This is a genomic window from Marinomonas sp. 63XJN7_9_ISO-PGPR-S23-217 (assembly GCF_056173515.1).
Genome location: NZ_CM149678.1, coordinates 5,334,577 through 5,353,944, shown reverse-complemented (window position 1 = coordinate 5,353,944; position 19,368 = coordinate 5,334,577). Strand labels below are relative to the sequence as shown.

General features: G+C 45.3%; 17 protein-coding genes. 7 read left to right on the top strand and 10 right to left on the bottom strand.

Features of this window, described 5'->3' with window-relative positions:
* The first annotated feature begins 221 nt into the window (after positions 1 to 221).
* Complete coding sequence (gene cysZ, locus AC0VYI_RS24905; RefSeq protein ID WP_199476502.1) at positions 222 to 977, top strand: sulfate transporter CysZ; 756 nt, start codon at positions 222 to 224, stop codon at positions 975 to 977.
* A gap of 25 nt (positions 978 to 1,002) precedes the next feature.
* On the top strand, positions 1,003 to 1,845 hold the full coding sequence (locus tag AC0VYI_RS24900; RefSeq protein ID WP_475446294.1) for a response regulator: 843 nt from the start codon (positions 1,003 to 1,005) through the stop codon (positions 1,843 to 1,845).
* 156 nt (positions 1,846 to 2,001) lie between these two features.
* On the opposite strand, the gene phoR is transcribed toward AC0VYI_RS24900, so the two are convergent.
* From phoR to AC0VYI_RS24860, 8 genes are all read right to left on the bottom strand, one after another.
* Positions 2,002 to 3,363: a phosphate regulon sensor histidine kinase PhoR gene (gene phoR, locus AC0VYI_RS24895; protein WP_475446292.1), complete on the bottom strand. Its 1,362-nt coding sequence runs from the start codon at positions 3,361 to 3,363 to the stop codon at positions 2,002 to 2,004.
* Positions 3,364 to 3,372: 9 nt separating this feature from the next.
* On the bottom strand, positions 3,373 to 4,065 hold the full coding sequence (gene phoB / locus AC0VYI_RS24890) for a phosphate regulon transcriptional regulator PhoB (RefSeq protein ID WP_067012923.1): 693 nt from the start codon (positions 4,063 to 4,065) through the stop codon (positions 3,373 to 3,375).
* Between the two features lie 84 nt (positions 4,066 to 4,149).
* The gene (gene ubiA, locus AC0VYI_RS24885) at positions 4,150 to 5,007 is read right to left on the bottom strand and encodes a 4-hydroxybenzoate octaprenyltransferase (protein WP_475446290.1); all 858 of its coding nucleotides are present in this window, start codon (positions 5,005 to 5,007) and stop codon (positions 4,150 to 4,152) included.
* A gap of 48 nt (positions 5,008 to 5,055) precedes the next feature.
* Positions 5,056 to 5,586: a chorismate--pyruvate lyase family protein gene (locus AC0VYI_RS24880; protein ID WP_475446289.1), complete on the bottom strand. Its 531-nt coding sequence runs from the start codon at positions 5,584 to 5,586 to the stop codon at positions 5,056 to 5,058.
* Positions 5,587 to 5,798: 212 nt separating this feature from the next.
* Positions 5,799 to 6,578, bottom strand: coding sequence for an amino acid ABC transporter ATP-binding protein (locus AC0VYI_RS24875; protein WP_475446288.1), 780 nt, complete (start codon positions 6,576 to 6,578; stop codon positions 5,799 to 5,801).
* Between the two features lie 22 nt (positions 6,579 to 6,600).
* A complete protein-coding gene (locus tag AC0VYI_RS24870; protein ID WP_475446286.1) occupies positions 6,601 to 7,701 on the bottom strand; it encodes an amino acid ABC transporter permease in 1,101 nt (366 codons plus the stop codon).
* Positions 7,702 to 7,712: 11 nt separating this feature from the next.
* Positions 7,713 to 8,888, bottom strand: a complete 1,176-nt coding sequence (locus tag AC0VYI_RS24865; RefSeq protein WP_475446284.1) for an amino acid ABC transporter permease — start codon at positions 8,886 to 8,888, stop codon at positions 7,713 to 7,715.
* A gap of 100 nt (positions 8,889 to 8,988) precedes the next feature.
* The gene (locus AC0VYI_RS24860) at positions 8,989 to 10,011 is read right to left on the bottom strand and encodes an amino acid ABC transporter substrate-binding protein (protein ID WP_199476495.1); all 1,023 of its coding nucleotides are present in this window, start codon (positions 10,009 to 10,011) and stop codon (positions 8,989 to 8,991) included.
* A gap of 514 nt (positions 10,012 to 10,525) precedes the next feature.
* On the opposite strand from AC0VYI_RS24860, the gene lrp reads away from it, so the two are divergent.
* Positions 10,526 to 11,002 carry a leucine-responsive transcriptional regulator Lrp gene (lrp, locus tag AC0VYI_RS24855; protein ID WP_199476494.1) on the top strand — a complete coding sequence of 159 codons (477 nt, stop codon included), beginning with the start codon at positions 10,526 to 10,528 and terminating at the stop codon, positions 11,000 to 11,002.
* Here lrp and recG read toward each other — a convergent pair.
* Together recG and AC0VYI_RS24845 are read right to left on the bottom strand one after the other, a co-directional pair.
* Positions 10,999 to 13,080, bottom strand: coding sequence for an ATP-dependent DNA helicase RecG (recG, locus tag AC0VYI_RS24850; RefSeq protein ID WP_475446282.1), 2,082 nt, complete (start codon positions 13,078 to 13,080; stop codon positions 10,999 to 11,001). The genes lrp and recG overlap by 4 nt on opposite strands.
* 8 nt (positions 13,081 to 13,088) lie before the next feature.
* Positions 13,089 to 13,994 (bottom strand): hydrogen peroxide-inducible genes activator, encoded by a 906-nt coding sequence (locus AC0VYI_RS24845; RefSeq protein ID WP_199476492.1) that lies wholly within the window; start codon positions 13,992 to 13,994, stop codon positions 13,089 to 13,091.
* Between the two features lie 122 nt (positions 13,995 to 14,116).
* On the opposite strand from AC0VYI_RS24845, the gene AC0VYI_RS24840 reads away from it, so the two are divergent.
* The 4 genes from AC0VYI_RS24840 (at position 14,117) to arnA (ending at position 19,364) form a co-directional block, all read left to right on the top strand.
* Positions 14,117 to 14,971, top strand: coding sequence for an NAD-dependent epimerase/dehydratase family protein (locus tag AC0VYI_RS24840; protein WP_475446280.1), 855 nt, complete (start codon positions 14,117 to 14,119; stop codon positions 14,969 to 14,971).
* A 274-nt stretch (positions 14,972 to 15,245) separates the two neighbouring features.
* Positions 15,246 to 16,391: a UDP-4-amino-4-deoxy-L-arabinose aminotransferase gene (gene arnB / locus AC0VYI_RS24835; RefSeq protein ID WP_199477675.1), complete on the top strand. Its 1,146-nt coding sequence runs from the start codon at positions 15,246 to 15,248 to the stop codon at positions 16,389 to 16,391.
* A gap of 5 nt (positions 16,392 to 16,396) precedes the next feature.
* Positions 16,397 to 17,383: an undecaprenyl-phosphate 4-deoxy-4-formamido-L-arabinose transferase gene (arnC, locus tag AC0VYI_RS24830; protein WP_067011633.1), complete on the top strand. Its 987-nt coding sequence runs from the start codon at positions 16,397 to 16,399 to the stop codon at positions 17,381 to 17,383.
* A gap of 1 nt (position 17,384) precedes the next feature.
* Positions 17,385 to 19,364, top strand: a complete 1,980-nt coding sequence (gene arnA / locus AC0VYI_RS24825) for a bifunctional UDP-4-amino-4-deoxy-L-arabinose formyltransferase/UDP-glucuronic acid oxidase ArnA (RefSeq protein WP_475446278.1) — start codon at positions 17,385 to 17,387, stop codon at positions 19,362 to 19,364.
* Positions 19,365 to 19,368: the final 4 nt, after the last annotated feature.

Here is a 19,368-nt window from a genome sequence, read left to right as displayed (position 1 = left end):
CAATTTACAAAAGGTCACAATCGAAATTCCGTATCAGGTTATGCGTCTAATAAAGGTAAAAGTTGTTAGGCTTGCTTCATTTTTGTGAAAGTGACAAGGAGAATCATGATTTTTTAAGTCGTTTTATGAGGATACTGACTAAGGAAAAGCGGATGACATGGAGCCAATAATCCGCTCATGCTATGCTCTTAGCTATTATGATTGATTAGGAATAAATAAGAGTGATTACACAGCCTTTTAAAGCCGCCGGTGCGTTTCTGAAAGCCTTACCTTTAATTGTTTCCCCTGGGTTGCGGATTTTTATCTTAGCGCCTTTAGTGGCGAATGTGATCCTCATGGCGTTATTGTACATGGTGGCTCTGCATTACTTTGATGATTTGATTAATATGGCGATGGGCTATTTGCCCCATTGGCTCGCCTTTATGCATTGGCTGTTTTACATCATCTTTGCCGCCATTATTGCTGTGTTGCTGTTTTATAGTTTTTCTATTGGGGTGAACATTTTGGCGTCGCCTTTTATGGCCATCTTGGCGGAGAAGGTAGAAGAGAAGCAAACGGGTAAAGTGTTCGATGAAAAAATGACCACGAAAGTGGTGATTGCTATTATTGCTCGCAGTGTGCAGCGTGAATGTCAGAAATTATTCTATTTCTTACCACGTTTCATTTTGTTAATAGTGCTGTCTTTTATCCCCTTGGTGAATGTCGTTGCTCCGGTTTTGCTGCTATTATTTTCAGCATGGATGTTGTCACTTCAATACATGGATTACGCATTTGACAATAACAAAGTCGCCTTTTATGACATGCGTATGGCGTTGCGTACTAAGCCGCTATTGTGTTGGACCTTTGGCGGTATTGTCATGGTCTGTTTGACGATTCCTTTTGTAAATTTAGTGATCATGCCGATTGCTGTGTTGGCTGCCACGCTTCTGTGGGTCTCGGTTTTCCAACCTGTGCATGGTAATGGCACTTCCTTGTAAGATTGCTCTAGAAAGAGGCTTGTGAATGTCGATAAAAATACTGGTGGTGGATGATGCGTCTTTTACGCGCGATTTAATTCGTCGCACATTGCGTAAGGAATTTCCAGCCGCCATATTGGAGGAAGCCGTTAATGGCCGCAAGGCCCAACAATTGCTATCGAAAAGTCAGTTCGATATGGTGCTGTGTGATTGGGAAATGCCCGAAATGACCGGGGTGGAACTTTTGCAGTGGTGCCGTGAGCAGCCTGAATACAAAAAAGAAAATATTCCTTTTGTGATGATTACCAGCCGTGGCGATAAAGACCATGTGGTGGAGGCGGTCAAATCCGGTGTGACCGATTATTTGGGGAAACCGTTTTCCAGTGAACAGCTGGTGAATAAGGTGATGAGCGCTGCCAAAAAGCATAATATGCAAAGCAAGCTGACCTCGCAAAAACCTAGAAGTGCTTCGCCTGCTGGTGGTGTCGCATCGGCATCATTGGATGTTTTGATGGGGGGAAAATCATCTCGTAAAGTCGAGGCGACGAAATTTATCAACCCTGATGCCCCTGTCCCCACAGTGAAAGATGTGAAAATTCCCACTATGGTGCGTTTCGAAGGCAAACAGTTTCGCTGCATGGTGATTCAATTTAGTAAACAAGACGCCACCATGCTGATAAAAAGCGATGACGTGATTCCTCAAGTATTGGGACAATCCGTTTTGGATTTAGAGTTTGAGGGCAAGGTCAATCGCCTGAATTATTATGTCCAATCTGTCGCCACCACGGAGAAGAAACATGATTCAACCTTTTTAACTGTTGGTTTGGGGCTGATTGACCAAGATGCTGAAAAAGAAGCGTTTATCAGTAAGCTGTTTGATAGCTTATAGTGTTATGTATTGAACCCTTATAACCCCCTCCCAGCCTCCCCCTTGGCAAGGGGGAGGAGCCGACAGTTCCCTCCCAGCTCCGTTGTAAGGGGAAGGGGTTGGGCTGAGGAATGTCTTGTTCCCTCCCCTTATTTAAGGGGAGGGTTAGGGTGGGGTTTATTGGTCTTTTACAATAGGCTCTTTGTCATCCTCAACATTTTTTTCTATTGCAGAAAACGCTGGAATATCATCCGTCCGTACTCGGTTGGCTGGGAAATGACAAGAGAAGCGACTGCCACGGTTGAGTTCGCTAAGGATCTGTAACTTAGCATCATGGTGCATGAGCACATGTTTGACGATGGCTAAGCCTAAGCCCGTGCCGCCCGTTTTGGTACTACGACCCTTATCGACTCGGAAAAATCGCTCCGTTAAGCGCGGAATGTATCTTGGGTCTATGCCTAAGCCGTGGTCGGCAACTGAAAACACGCCACTGAATTCATTAGACTCCCATTTCACTTTGATTTCACCGCCATCTGGTGAATACTTGATGGCGTTTACCACCAAATTAGAAAACGCACTGTAGAGTTCGTTGTAGGCGCCGTACAGACGTGCTTTTTCTGGAATATCAATGTCTAAAGAATGTTTTTCAGTAAGTAGAGGTGACGCAATTTTCTTAATGGCTTCCGTCCAAGAAGACACCTCATGCCAATGTTCTTCTTCTCGTTTATCGTTGCTTTCTAAACGCGATAATAGCAACAAATCTTCGATTAAATGTTCCATGCGCTCCGACTGCTCAGACATATTTGCGATGCCTTTTTGCATGCTGGCGGGCAGGGAATCTTGGAACATTTCTAACGTTTCTAAATAACCTTTAATGACCGTTAAAGGGGTTTTTAGCTCATGGGAGGCATTGGCGACAAAGTCTTTGCGCATTTCTTCGAGCAGGTGCAGTCTTGTGACATCGCGGATAAAAATCAAATGATCATTTTTATCGTACAAGGTGGTTTGGACTTCTAAATAAACGCCCTCTTTGGCCGGTGACTTAATCACCAGCGGTTCTCCAAAACGTTTTTGGGTAAAGTAACGAAAAAATTCTGGGTTGCGAACAATATTGGTAATGGGCTGCCCTCGATCAACTGGGCGCATTAGGCCTAAAAAGTGTCCTGCCGAGTTATTCCACCACTCTAAGTTGCCTTGGTTATCGGCCATAATGACGCCTTCTTTTAGGGCGGCGGTAGAATTCTCGATACGATTCAGAGCTTGGCGCATACGGCGCTTCGATTTACGCTGCTTTTTCTGCAAACGGTAGACAACATCGAAGATATCTCCCCAGATACCATCCGATTCAGGGGGGGCGCCTCGCCCAGAGTGACGTAGCCAATAATGAAATTGGTAAAGTTGATACAGCTGCCAATACAATGTTCCCAATAAAAACAAAAGTACGACGGCTTGTAAGTGGTTTATGATAAAACCGATGACGATGCAGGCCAAAAGCCCTAAAGACCAGCGAATTATTGCTCTTCGCCAAACTGCTTTCATATTATATGACTAAGTCCTTTTGGGAGAGAATCGGTAGCCAGTCCCTCGAACGGTTTGAATCAAAAAGTCGTGACTGCTACCAATGGCTTTTCGTAAACGGCGAATATGCACATCAACGGTACGTTCTTCCACATAAACATTACCGCCCCATACCTGATCCAATAATTGTGCCCGTGAATAGGCTCTTTCTTGGTGAGTCATGAGAAATTTTAGCAGACGGTACTCCGTCGGCCCCATATCTAGCGGCTTATTGTCAATGGTAACGCGTTGGCTAATAGGATCAAGGGTTAACCCTTCGATTTCAATTGGCTCATCTACCCCTTGAGGCGTGGCTCGACGTAGCACCGCTTTCAGTCTGGCGACTAATTCTCGTGGCGAGAAGGGCTTGGTAATGTAATCGTCAGCACCGACTTCCAGCCCTTGAATTTTGTTGTCTTCCTCGCTTTTTGCCGTCAACATAATGACGGGGATTTCCGCTGTTGCACTGTCTTTTTTTAGGCGACGAGTCAGTTCTATGCCGCTACTCCCTGGCATCATCCAGTCGCAGAGAATCAAATCAGGTCGATGGTCGACAATGATTTCGTGGGCTTGTTGGCTATTTTCTGCTTCCATATATTCGTATCCCGCCATTTCTAAGGCGACGGCGATCATTTCGCGAATGGAAGACTCATCATCAATGATTAATACTTTTTTACCGGTCACAGGATCTACCCTCATCTCAGGAACGGTTTAATTAAAACGTCTTAGTATGACAGTTATATGAAAATGTCACATATTCGCCATATATTACATAAATAGTAAGCTAGCAGCGATGCCAATAAAGATACAGTAGCCAATTCGGTTATTATCTAAGAAAGCATGGAAGCAGGCTTGTCGGTCACGTTCTTTGGCTTTTTGGTATTGCAGCCCAAATAATCCCAAACTGATGATAAGCGACACAAAGTAGATCCAGTTAAGGTGGGCCAGTATCCCGATCCAGACCAATAGGGATAACGTCAGACCTTGTAGACAGAGAATAACAAGTAAATCGTATTTGCCGAAAAGGATCGCGGTGGATTTAATGCCGACTTTTAAATCGTCGGGTCGGTCTGTCATGGCATAGTAGGTGTCATAGGCAATGGTCCAGAAGCAATTTGCCACAAACAGCATCCACAACTTGGGGTCTAGCAGATCCCCGCCTTGGGCGCTGTATGCCATGGGAATCGCCCAAGAGAACGCCAAGCCAAGAAATAACTGGGGCAGGTGGGTGTAGCGCTTCATAAAGGGGTACAGTGCGGCTAATCCTAAGCCGACGAAAGACAGCAAAATGGTTCGTAAATCGGTACACAGCACCAACAAAAAGCTCAATACGACCAAAAAGGCGAACAGCCCCAGCGCTTCTTTTTCGGACACACGGCCAGACGGTAAAGGACGATTTTTCGTGCGCTCAACGTGTCCATCGACTTTTCGGTCAGCGTAATCATTGATGACACAGCCGGCAGAACGCATGCTAAACACTCCCAGAACAAAAATGACAATAAGGTGCCATTGGGGCCAGCCATCGGCCGCTAGCCAAAGGGCCCATAGGGTCGGCCACAGCAAGAGTAGGGAGCCAATAGGACGATTAAAACGCGTTAAGTCGGCGTAATCTTTAAGCTTGTTCATGGGAGTCCATTGATTTAGTCGTCAGAATTAGGCGAAGCCGCCTTTATGTTATGCCATTGTCTCGAAAAATGCTTCACTGACCAAGATACCAGAGCCAAATTGTTGGAAAACAGAGCGTCTTGCCCAGACTTTAGTATGGTGATTGGTAAATAAGCCTTTGGGAAGGGCCGCTACCTCAATAGGGCTGCGTTTAAGTGCCCTATGTTTAAACAAATAACCGCCTAATGGTTTATTGTGCAAATGTTTCACTTGTCGCCAATGACCTCGTAAGGCGTTGGCTGGGATAATGGAGCGGGCGTATATAACGGTTCGACCATCGACTTTTAATAATACCGTGCGAACACGCGCAGCATCGCGTGGCTTCATGTTGAGTCGTCGTTTTTCACGCGGTGTTGCTTTCCCCCAACCATCCTCAATAACCTCTACCGTGAGTTGGCCTCTTTTTTTCAACTCTGCGGTGATGGATTGACTGGTCGTGAGCCAAAACCAAAGTGACGCTGGAATTTGCTGTTTGTTAATTTGTTTTAAGGGTTGCCAACGGTAGTGCAGGGCAAGTGTCAGATGATGATTTAATTGCATGTTAGGCCAATCGTTTAGAGCCCTTTTATCGACACTGGTGTTTCTGCCAGTGCATAAAGGTCTCGATTAGTGACATGGCTATTATATTGAGGTTTCGCAACCTTGTCCCATAGAACAATGCATAAAAAAGCCTCGCCTTTATGTCCAACGTCATGGTGGAACATCAAGGTGAGGCTGTTGATCCGATTTGTTTAGTTAACAGGGAATCAGTATCAATGGTTCAAAATTTGGCTTAGGAACAATTGTGTACGGTCATGCTGTGGATTATTGAAAAACTCTTGAGGCTCATTGGCCTCCACAATTTCTCCAGCATCCATAAAGACCACGCGATCCGCCACGGTTTTAGCAAAGCCCATTTCATGGGTAACACAAACCATGGTCATCCCTTCTTCTGCCAACTGCACCATAACATCGAGCACTTCTTTGATCATTTCTGGGTCAAGAGCGGAAGTGGGCTCATCAAATAGCATGATGCGTGGCTGCATACACAGGCCACGGGCAATCGCCACACGCTGTTGTTGGCCCCCGGAAAGTTGCCCTGGGTATTTTAATGCTTGGTTGGCAATTTTCACGCGTTCCAAATAATGCATGGCCAGTTCTTCTGCTTCTTTTTTGGGCATTTTACGTACCCAAATAGGAGCTAGCGTCAGGTTTTCAAGAATGCTTAAGTGCGGGAACAAGTTAAAATGCTGGAACACCATGCCGACATCTTTACGAATAGTCTCGATGTTCTTCAAGTTATTATTCATCTCGATACCATCGACGGTAATGATGCCTTTCTGATGCTCTTCAAGGCGATTAATACAGCGAGTCATTGTCGATTTTCCCGATCCCGATGGACCGCAGACGACGATTCGCTCCCCTTTTTTGATGCTAAAGTTGATATTTTTTAGCACATGAAATTCGCCATACCATTTGTTTACGTCTTTAAACTCAATGATTGCTTGTTCGCCTTGCTCCAATTGAGCCAGTGCCATATTTCTATCTGTCATTATAAAAGCCTCAAATTCTTGACTAATTCCGCTTATGTCCAGTTTCTAATTTACGCTCTAGTGCCATGCTGTAACGGGACATACCAAAGCAGAAAGCCCAGTAAACGAAAGCAGCGAAAACATACCCTTCGACGGTGGTGCCCAACCAATTTGTATCGTGGTTAGCGGCTTGAATACGTCCTAAGAAATCAAACATACCCACGATGTAAACCAGAGTTGTGTCTTTAAATAAACCAATAAAGGTATTGACGATGCCAGGGATAACCAATTTTAAAGCCTGGGGTAAAATAATGAGCGACATAGATTGCCAATAGGTCAGCCCCATCGCATCTGCAGCTTCATATTGACCTTTCGGAATGGCTTGTAACCCACCTCGAATCACCTCCGCCATATAAGCGGATGAGAAAAGGACAATACCGATTAACACTCTTAACAGTTTGTTAAAGTTTAATCCATCAGGCAAAAAGAGTGGGATCATCACCGATGCCATAAACAAAATGGTGATCAATGGGACAGCACGAATGGTTTCGATAAAGATAACACAAACGGCTTTGGCAACAGGCATATTAGAGCGACGTCCTAAAGCCAGCAAAGCACCCAATGGAAACGATGCCACAATCCCAATAACACCCAGCAGAATGGTTAAGAAGAGACCACCCCATTTGGCCGTTTCGACAGGCTCTAAACCAAACGCACCTCCAGAAAATAAATAGTAAGCTAGGATAGGGTAAGGAAGGATAATAACCAGTGTCAGGTAAAACCTATTGATTTTTTTAATGGCAAACATGGCCACTAAAAGTATCAAAATCACCAACGCTAAGTTGACTCGCCATGTTTGGTCAGAAGGGTAAAAGCCATACATGAACTGTTCAAAGTAGGAATTTATAAACGCCCAACAGGCTCCGCTGCCAGTACAAGCTTTATTGGAAGAGCCAGTCCATGTGGCATTGATTACGCCCCATTCGATAAGTGGTGGAATAAGCAAATACAGAATGTACAGGCTGAAGATTGTCAGAATAATATTCAATGGGGAAGACAAAAGGTTATGTCGAACCCACGCAACAGGTCCCACCGCTGTGGATGGTGGTGGGAGGCTGGGTGATGGTTTAAATTCAATAGCCATGTGTGCCTCTCCTAGCGCTCAATTAGTGACATTTTTTTGTTATACCAGTTCATAAACAAAGAAATACTTAAGCTCAATGAACCGTACACCAGCATACATAAGCCGATGGTTTCAATCGCTTGGCCAGTTTGGTTTAGCGTGGTGCCCATGACGACAGACACCAATTCAGGATACGCAATAGCGGCTCCTAATGATGAGTTTTTAGCCAAGTTTAGGTACTGACTTGTCAAAGGCGGGATGATGACGCGTAATGCTTGAGGCAAAACAATGAGTCGCTGTGTCAAGCTGTCGCGTAGTCCTAGAGAGCGAGCGGCTTCTGTTTGTCCCCAATTTACCGACAAAATACCAGCACGAACTATTTCTGCAATGAAAGAGCCTGTATAGGTCGACAAGGCAACCAATACTGCGACAAATTCAGGGGGTAACACCATGCCACCACTAACGTTAAAGCGAGTTTTGTGAGGCAGGTTAAATTCCAAAGGAAAACCCGCTGCCGCAAAGGCTAAAAAGGTAATGACGACAATAATGCCAAGAGATGACCAATAAGCGGGAAACCATAAACCCGTTCGAGTTTGGCGTTTTTTGGCCCAGATGATTAAAGCAATAGAAATCACAATGGAGACAATAAACCCTGCTACTGCGATGCTAAAACCTTCTTGAGCAATCGGACTGGGAGAATAGATCCCACGCTTATTCAATAAGAAGTCGGCAAATTCATAACTGTTTCTGGGCGTAGGCAGTGCAGCGAGCACGGCGAAATACCAGAAAAACATTTGTAGTAGCAGCGGAATATTACGCAATGTTTCAATATAAACCGTTGCCAAGCGGGCGACTAGCCAGTTTCTAGACAAACGGGCTAGTCCCATTATCACGCCAATAATGGTGGCTAATATAATACCCAGCAAGGAAATGACAAAGGTATTGATTAAGGCTACAAGGAAGGCACGTCCGTATGTATCTGCCTCAGTATAACTAATTAGGTGAATAAGAATAGGAAAGCCCGCAGGCTCGTTTAAAAAAGCAAAGCCAGTGGTTATGCCTCGGCTGTCTAAGTTGGCTTGTAGGTTACTAAATAGGTAATAGCAAACGTATATAACGATAGCCAATAGCACGACTTGAAAAACAAGAGAACGTGTTCCTGCATCGTACAAAAAGCTTTTTTTACTAGGATCTTTTATATCATTCATCTTGGTTCAGGCAATAACTGCTCATCAGATGTATAGGAAAAGAGGAAAGACACCCAGCCGCAGATTTAGGCGGCTGGGTAATAACCCGAAGAGAGTTATATTAACGAACTGGTGGCGCGTACATGATACCGCCATTGTCCCATAGGTTGTTCAAACCACGAGGTAGGTCAAGTGGTGAGTCTTTACCCACGTTACGGTCAAACTCCTCGCCATAGTTACCCACTTTGGCGATTACGTTATAAGCCCAATCGGCACTTAGACCAAGGTCTTTACCCATATCACTATCAACACCTAGCAGACGCATAATGGCGGGATCTTTCGTTGTTTTTTTGATTTCAGCAACGTTTTTAGAGTTGATGCCCATTTCTTCTGCATTAACTTGTGCAAATAGCACCCAAGTCACCAAATCTTTCCACTGTTCATCACCTTGGCGAACCACAGGGCCTAGAGGCTCTTTAGAAATGGTTTCAGGAAGAATGATATTGTCTTTTGGGTTTTTGAGTTTGGTACGCCAAGCGGCTAAGCCAGATTTGTCTGTGGTGAATACGTCACAACGGCCTGAGTCGTAAGCCGCAACAGCCTCGTCTGCCTTTTGGATAATAACTGGCACGTAAGACATGTTATTTTTACGGAAAAAGTCTGCCATGTTTAATTCGGTTGTGGTGCCTGATTGCGTACAGACGGTCGCACCGTCTAGGTCTTTTGCGGATTTAACCCCTAGCTCTTTATGAACCATAAAGCCTTGTCCGTCATAAAAGGTAATAGCGGTGAAATCGAGGCCAAGAGATACGTCACGAGTAAACGTCCAAGTAGTGTTACGAGAGAGCATATCGATTTCGCCAGATTGCAATGCCGTGAAACGTTCTTTAGCGGAAAGCGGTGTGAATTTTACTTTGCTAGGGTCGTTGAAAATAGCTGTAGCGACCGCGCGACAGGCATCCACATCAATACCAGACCAGTTGCCTTTATCGTCTGCGTTTGAGAACCCCGGTACACCTTGGCTTACGCCGCATTGTAGATAACCCTTCGCTTTCACATCGTCAAGTGTGCCTGCAGCTGCTCCCGTGCTGATGACTGCAGTAATTGCGGCTGTTGAGAGTATTTTGCCAACGTTCGATTTCATCTTTTCGCCTCCCAGGCATATTCATATTTTAGTATGTTGTTCTCAAAAAACTTACAATATCTAAGATTTCGTAAGGATTATGCAAAACAGTTGCCAACATTTAATTATATTTTTCGAAAAAAAAGCAGCACATTTACCTGAAAAGTGCTTACTACACGGTATAGAATGCCTCTTTCACTGGCCCAGTCAAGGATAAAATGACAGTATTCCAACAAAATTTGCATATTTTTTACTTTTTTTGGTGCTCCATACTGTTAATTGGATAGGTTGAAAATGCGTCGTTATGGGGCAAGCAAGATCGCAAAAATGATGAGGAAAACAAAAACTGATACAAAATGTATCATTACTGTGCGTTTTTTAATTTTTGCTCTTTATTGGTGCGTGAGAGTTATCTTTCCCATTAAAGCACGCATATTTTATTCTTGTTCTATTGATAAAAAGCGTTTCCCATAAGTTGCCATCTCCATGATAGACTTAAGAAAACTTTAGTGTGATGTAAGGAGATCCATGCAAAATGGACAACTCAACCAAACCGCTTGATCGCTTAGACAAAAAGATACTGCGAGAATTACAAGATAATGGTCGCTTATCTAACGTTGAACTTGCCAGCCGAGTTGGGCTGAGTGCAACGCCTTGCTTAGAACGGGTACGTCGCTTAGAGCGTAATGGCTACATCACGGGCTATTGTGCTCTAGTCGACCCGAAAAAAGTGGACGCTGGACTACTGGTATTTGTCGAGATTCGTCTGAAAACCACGTCTCCCGAGGGATTTAATGAATTCAAAGTGGCGGTCTCTGAGATTCCAGAGATTCTAGAGTGCCATTTGATTGCGGGGGATTTTGAATATTTATTAAAAGCTCGCGTGTCTAATATGGATACTTATCGTCAATTGTTAGGGGAAACCTTACTGACCTTGCCCCATGTTCGAGAGTCTCGAACCTATGTTGCGATGGAAGAAGTAAAAAATACCACGGTGGTGAATATTCGTTAAACATTCAGATAACGGGTGTGGTCAGGCAGCCAGCGTGACAGGATGGGTGGAATGCGCTCTGGGTAACGCTGATGTAATTGCACGGCCGCTTTTTGCACATCATCGAGTAGGGCTTTGTCCCTTTGTAAATCGGCGACTTTGAATTCCCACAACCCTGTTTGTCTGGTGCCTAGTAATTCTCCTGGGCCGCGTAACGCCAAATCTTTCTCGGCAATTTTAAAGCCATCGTTGGTTTCTCTCATGGTCGATAGTCGAGCCTTGCCCTGTTCACCAAGTGGTGCTTTATAAAGTAGCACACAATGGCTGGCGGCTTGCCCCCGACCAACTCGGCCGCGTAATTGATGAAGCTGCGCCAAACCGAGGCGTTCTGGGTTTTCGATGACCATTAAACTGGCATTCGGTACGTCCACGCCCACTTCAATAACCGTCGTTGCGACGAGTAATTGCAGCTCGCCAGCCTTAAAACGGGCCATAATGTCCGCCTTTTCTTGTGCCTTGAGGCGACCGTGTACCAAGCCAATTTTTAGATTGCCCAGTTGTTCTTGTAGCAAGATCGCTGTGTCTTCAGCTGCTTGGCATTGCAAGGCTTCTGATTCTTCTATGAGAGTACATACCCAATAGGCTTGTTTGCCTTCTTGGCAGCCCTGTTTGACGCGTTCTATGACTTCACTTCGGCGTTGATCGGATACCACAATGGTATTGACAGGGGTACGTCCTGGCGGTAATTCATCAATAATGGAACAGTCAAGATCGGCATAGGCCGACATGGCTAATGTGCGAGGAATGGGCGTCGCGGTCATGATTAATTGATGAGGCTGAAAGCCCTGTTTTAGACCTTTCTCGCGTAATGCCATGCGCTGGTGCACACCAAAACGGTGCTGCTCATCGATAATCGCCAGAGCGAGACGATCAAATTCGATACTGTCTTGAAATAGGGCATGCGTGCCCACGACAATTTGTGCGGCACCAGAGGCTATATCAGCCAGTTCACTTTCCCGGGCTTTGCCTTTTACCTTGCCGGCCATCCAGGCGACTTTTAAACCCAGAGGGGCGAACCATTGAGTAAAATTCGTTAAATGCTGCTCGGCAAGAATTTCGGTTGGCGCCATAATGGCCACTTGGAAACCCGCTTGAACGACGGCGGCCGTTGCTAGGGCGGCCACCAGTGTTTTACCGGAGCCAACGTCTCCTTGTACCAAACGTAACATAGGGTGGCCTGAGGCAAGATCGTGCAGTATGTCTTGAAAGACGCGTTGCTGAGCATTGGTCGGCGAAAAGGGGAGCTGACTGAGCAAGCGTTGCGCCAAGGTGCCGCTTTCTGTGACTTGAATGGCTTTATCTGCTTTGGCCTTGATCTTCTTTCCGATCAGAGACAATTGATGGGCCATCAATTCTTCAAACGACAGGCGATATTGGGCTGGGTGCGCTCCCGCTTTAAGCTGCTCTAAATTTGCATCGGTAGTAGGGTGGTGCAAAAATCGAATGGCGTCCGCTAAGTTGGGGAGGCTGAATGACTGGCGAATTTCGTCTGGTAACCATTCTTTCAAATTATATGGTGTTAGGCGTGCTAAGGCTTGTTCGCATAATTGGCGAATTTTTGGCTGTGTGAGTCCGTCTGTCAGGGGGTAAATGGGAGTGAGTTGGTCTGACTCACTATATGTTGATCCTTCGTCAACGAGCTTGTATTCCGGATGATACATCTCAAAGCCTGTACTGCCGCGACGCACTTCGCCAAAGCAACGGATTTTTTTCCCCGATTCGAGTTGTTTCTTTTGCGCTGCAGAGAAATGAAAAAAACGCAGACATAAAGAGCCCGTTCCGTCTTTCAGACGGCACAACAGACTACGGCGTTTTCCCATTTTGATTTCGCAGCCCGTGACCACCCCTTCTATAACGGCTTCATCACCAAAACGTAACTGCCCTATAGGCACCACGCGAGTGCGATCCTGATAGCGAATGGGCAGATGAAACAGCAAATCCTGCACCGTATTAAGGTGCAGTTTCGCTAGTTTTTCGGCCATTGCATTGCCAACGCCTTTGAGTTCTCTGACATCTTGCGTGTCGAGATCATCCATCATAAGCGTACTTAGAGCTCAAGTTTTTTGCTGGCTTCACGAATGGATTGGCTGACCGCGTCAATAGCATTTGGGCGCGGAAAGCTGGCACGCCAGGCAAGTGCTACGGTGCGTTTGGGGACAGGGTCCGCAAAAGGGCGTATTTCCAGCAGGCTATTATCGATATTGGTCACCGCTGATTTTGGTAACACAGTGACGCCCAGTCCAGAGGCAACCATGTAGCGAATGGTTTCCAAGGAACTACCGTTGACGATAGTACGTCCTTCGCCGAATTCGTCTTCTTTGACCATGGGACAAGCTTCTAATACTTGCTCGCTAAAACAATGACCTTTACCTAACAACAATAGGTTATCGGTTGACAGTTGATCGGTATGGATGTGGGATAATTTTGTCCAAGAATGATCTTTAGGCATCAACACCACAAACTCTTCTTCATAAATAGGCTGTGTTACCACATCTGGCTCTCTAAAGGGTAAAGCGATGATGATGGCATCTAATTCACCGTTACGCAGCTTAGGGCGCAGGTTTTCCGTCAGGTCTTCTTCTATGATTAAGGGCATATCATTGGTGATAGAGCGCAATGTAGGAATCATAAAAGGAAAAAGGTACGGTGCAATGGTAAAAATGGCTCCCACTTTAATCGGGCCTTTTAGCTGGTTATGACCGGATGAGGCTAATTCTTTGATAGTATTCGCCTGTTCCAAGACACGTTTTGCTTGCGCGACAATTTGTTCGCCCAGTGGTGTAATGTACACAGAGCTTTTGCTACGCTCAAAAATGGCGGCACCCAGTTCCTCTTCCAATTTTTTCACTGCAACACTTAATGTTGGTTGTGACACATAGCATTTTTCAGCAGCATGTCCAAAATGCTTTTCCTGTGCCAACATAACAACGTATTTTAACTCTGTTAATGTCATCGCGAATCCCTCAACCTATTCATTGTTAATAACTATGATAATACAAAATTTGATAAGGTGTATCGGTTAATCCTGTTTGCGCTTTTATTACTTGAATTGTGTGGCTTATTTTAGGAGGCTCTATGATAACGAAACGTATTTTGATCGCCGGATGTGGGGATTTAGGGACGGGTATCGCGCCAGCCCTTGTGGAGCAAGGCCATCAGGTGAGTGCGATCCGTCGTACGGGTCTCTATTTCCCATCAGGCGTCCATGGCATAACGGGTGATCTCACGCAATTTAGCGATGAACAGTTTCCCGATGTGGATCTGATTTTTTTGATCATGACACCTCAAGAGTATAATGAAAGCGCTTATCGTACCGCTTATTATGAGACGGCAACCCGTATAGTAGAACGGTATCGTGCGACTCAGCCGCGAGTATTCTTTGTGTCGAGCACCAGTGTCTATGGACAAAATCAGGGGGATTGGATCGACGAGCATACGGAACCTCAAAGACCTGACTCTGCGTCTTCACGATGGATTCTGGAAGCAGAGCAAGTACTGGCAAAAGCATTATCCTCGGTTGCTGTGCGTTGTTCGGGGATTTATGGCCCGGGTCGTTATCGTTTGCTACAAAAAGTGATGTCGGCCGAGTCTTGGGATAAAAATAGCTGGACCAATCGGGTTCATCGGGATGATGTGGTGCGAGCGTTACTGCATTTGGCGAACTGTGCGCTCCAAGGTGAGACATTGTTGACCCATTATGAAGTGACAGATCATACTCCCGTTTCCATGTGGGAGGTCAAACTCTGTATTGCTCACCTATTGGGTGTTCCAGCGAATATTCCGGATAATGCTCAAGCCTTTTTACCAAAAACGGGTAAACGTATTAGTAATAAATCGCTTGTTGATACGGGCTTTCGTTTTCAATACCCCAGTTATGTATCGGGCTACTTGCCATTAGTTGAACAATACCGACACGAAAGGTCTGTCTGAAAATTATTTTTTCTATTTATAAATAAAAATAACACGGATGCTTTTCTTGTAGTTTGCTTTTTCTTTACATAGATAATAAAAAGGGGATTCTTATTAGAGAGGTGCACGATCATGCGCATTTACATGATAAAATAGTGAACTATTTGTTTTATAATTGCGCTTTAGACCATTTTTTCATAATTTATTGACCATAAATGCGTTATAAAGAGTCCTTGTCGATTATATTGTATATGGACTGATATTTTCTTAAGCAATTCTATTGTGGAGCTCAGGAATGCCTTCGTTAGAGTTTTTGCCTTTTTCCCGTCCTGCTATTGATCAGGATGATATTGCCGCCGTTGCAGAAGTGTTATCTTCTGGCTGGATTACAACAGGTCCTAAAACCAATGCGTTGGAAGAGGCTTTTTGTGATTATTTAGGCTGTCGGCATGCCATTGCCATCTCTTCAGCCACTGCAGGCATGCATTTGACGCTCTTAGCCTTGGGGGTTGGTCCTGGCGATGAAGTGATTACGCCATCACAAACCTGGGTTTCGACCGCCAACATTATCTGTCTATTGGGGGCGACTCCTGTATTTGTGGATGTGGATAAAGACACATTGATGATGACAGCTGATGCGTTAGAACAAGCGATTACTGCAAAAACGAAAGCCATTGTTCCTGTTCATTACGCTGGTGCTCCCGTTGACCTGAATGCACTTAACGCCATCGCCAAACAGCACAATATTCCCTTGGTGGAAGACGCTGCCCATGCCATTGGTACCTATTATCATGGTACGCCAATTGGCCAGACTGGCACGGCAATATTTTCGCTTCACGCGATTAAAAATGTCACCAGTGCAGAGGGTGGTGTGATTACCACTGATGACGATGCCTTAGCTGAACAATTAAGAATGCTGCGTTTTCATGGTTTAGGAGTCGACGCATTTGATCGTCAAATGCAAGGTCGTAAGCCTCAGGCAGAAGTCATGATCCCAGGTTTTAAATACAACTTGCCGGATATGAATGCGGCGTTGGCGCTAGGTCAGTTCGCCCGTTTGGCTAAGTTAAATCAACAGCGTGCGGATTTAGCAAATTTCTACCTTGAAGGCCTGAAAAAAACACCTCTTAAGCCTTTGGCGCTGGTAGATTACCCTCATGTTCATGCTTGGCATTTGATGATCGTGCGTATTGACCCTGAGACATGTGGTCTCACTCGCGAGCAGTTTATGGCAGAGTTGAAAGAACGTAATATTGGCTCTGGCATCCATTTTCGTGCTGTGCATTCACAACATTATTACCGTCAACGTTTCCCTGAGATTTCGTTGCCAAATACAGAATGGAATTCAAGCCGATTGTGTTCTATTCCGCTTTTTCCAGATATGACGGAGCAGGATGTTCAACGAGTTCTGGATGCTATTAATGACATTTTGGAGAAATAACAAAAGTGCATAATAAAACAGACATTTCGAATGTCGCCATCGTTATTCCAGTCTATAACGAAGAAGAGAGCTTGCCGGAATTAATCCGACGTACGGACAGTGCTTGTCGTCTTATAGATCGCGACTACGATATTATTTTAGTTGATGACGGCAGTCATGACCGTTCAGCCCAACTGATTCAAGAGGCGTCTGACCAACCCGATAGTCATATTGTGGGTGTCTTGCTGAACCGTAATTATGGTCAGCATGCGGCCATTATGGCCGGTTTTGAAATCGTTGATGCGGATCTGGTGATTACCTTGGATGCGGATTTACAAAATCCGCCGGAAGAAATTCCTCGTTTGGTTGCTAAAGCCGACGAAGGTTATGATGTGATTGGGACAGTGCGTAAACGCCGTAAAGATTCGCTTTTCCGTACATTGCCTTCGAAAATTATCAATGGCGGTGTGCGCCGTGCCACTGGAGTGCAAATGAGCGATTATGGTTGCATGCTTCGCGCTTATCGCCGCCACGTCATTGATGCGATGTTGCAATGTCACGAACGCAGCACCTTTATCCCGATTTTAGCCAATAGCTTTGCAAGAAAGACCACAGAGATTGATGTGGATCATGCCGAGCGTGAATTTGGCGATTCAAAATACAGTGTGATGAAACTGATCAACTTGATGTTTGACCTCATTACTTGTATGACAACCACGCCACTACGTCTATTGAGCATTGTGGGGTCATTAATTGCTGGCGCAGGTTTTTTCTTCGCCTTTTTATTGATTATTTTACGTCTCGTTCAAGGCCCTGTTTGGGCGGGCGATGGTGTGTTTACCTTATTTGCTGTGCTGTTTATTTTTGTTGGCGCGCAATTTATTGGTATGGGGCTGTTGGGTGAATACATTGGCAGAATGTACAACGATGTTCGCGCTCGCCCTCGTTACTTTATTCAGAAAATAGTCCGTTCAGGATCTTCTACTTCGCCATTTTTAAAAGAGAAAGAATAATATGAAAGCCGTTGTTTTTGCTTACCACAATATTGGATGCACCGGAATTAGCCAGCTACTTGAAGCGGGCATTGAAATCCAAGCTGTGTTCACTCATACCGACTCCCCCAATGAACAGCAGTTTTTTGCTTCGGTCGCTCAATTATGTGCTAAACATGATGTGCCTGTGTTCGCGCCTCATGAAGTGAACCATCCATTATGGATTGAGCGCATCAAAGCGATGGAACCAGACTTCCTTTTCTCTTTCTACTACCGTGACATGTTAAGCCAAGAACTGTTGGATTGCGCGAAATTGGGTGCCTTCAACCTACATGGCTCTTTGTTGCCAAAATATCGTGGTCGTGCGCCGATTAACTGGGCATTGGTGAACGGTGAAACGCAAACTGGCGTCACGCTTCATAAAATGACTGCTCGCCCTGATCAAGGGGATATTGCCGGCCAGCAAATCGTCGACATTGAACAAGCGGATACAGCTTACACACTACACAAAAAAATGGACGCGGCAGCAGCAACTTTGCTTGCCACTACATTGCCTGCACTCGTGGCGGGTACGCTAACCTTTACGCCACAAAACGATGCGGATGCCACTTACTTTGGTCGTCGTACCCCTGCGGATGGTGAGTTGGACTGGAGCAAGAGTGCGCAAGCGCTTTATAACCTAACCCGTGCGGTTGCACAGCCTTACCCAGGCGCATTCAGCTATATCGGTGATCGCAAAATCATTGTTTGGGAAGCGAAAATCGTCTCTCAAGAAACCACACAAGCCGCTGGTACGGTTTTGAGCACAGAACCTTTCCAAGTAGCCTGTGGTAGTGGTGTTCTGCAAATTGAAACAGGTCAATCTGAGCAAGGTTTGTTCCTAAGCGGCGCGCAATTGGCACGTGAAATGAGCTTAACGCAAGGTATGCGTCTTGGGCCAAAAGCGAGTTTGGCCTTGGCGGCGAAAAAACGTGTCAAAGTGTTGATCCTGGGCGTAAACGGCTTTATCGGTAACCACTTAACCGAACGTCTTCTTAAAGACGATGGTTACGAAGTATACGGTATGGACATCAGTTCAAGCGCGATTGATCGCTTGATGGATCATCCGCGTTTCAACTTCGTAGAAGGGGACATCAGCATTCACAGTGAGTGGTTGGAATACCACATTAAGAAATGTGACGTGATCCTTCCTCTAGTTGCGATTGCCACCCCTATTGAGTACACCCGTAACCCACTTCGTGTGTTCGAATTGGACTTCGAAGAAAACTTAAAAATCGTTCGTTACTGTGTGAAATACAACAAACGCATCATCTTCCCATCTACCTCTGAAGTTTATGGTATGTGTGATGACGAGCGTTTCGACGAAGATACTTCTCGCCTAATCGTTGGTCCAATTAACAAGCAGCGTTGGATCTACTCTGTGTCTAAGCAGCTTCTAGACCGTGTTATTTGGGCATACGGTGCAAAAGATGGCTTACGTTTCACACTATTCCGTCCTTTTAACTGGATGGGCCCTCGTTTAGACAGCTTGGATTCAGCGCGTATCGGTAGCTCTCGTGCTATCACGCAATTGATCTTGAACCTGATCGAAGGGACGCCTATTCAATTGGTTGATGGTGGAGCGCAAAAACGTTGTTTCACAGATATTGAGGACGGCATCGAAGCCTTGTTCCGCATTATTGAAAACCGCGACAACAAGTGCGATGGCCAGATCATCAACATTGGTAACCCAGATAACGAAGCCAGCATCAAAGACATGGCGCAAACCTTGCTGGAAAAATTCGAAGCGCATCCATTGCGTGGCAATTTCCCTCCATTTGCTGGCTTTAAAGCGATTGAAAGCCGTAGCTTCTATGGTGATGGTTACCAAGACGTTTCTCATCGTCGTCCAAGCATTGAAAATGCCAACAAGTTGTTGGATTGGCACCCTGAGATTCACATGGATGAAACCATTGAGAAAACACTCGACTTTTTCATTCAATCGACGGTTTCTCAGGACTAATTTT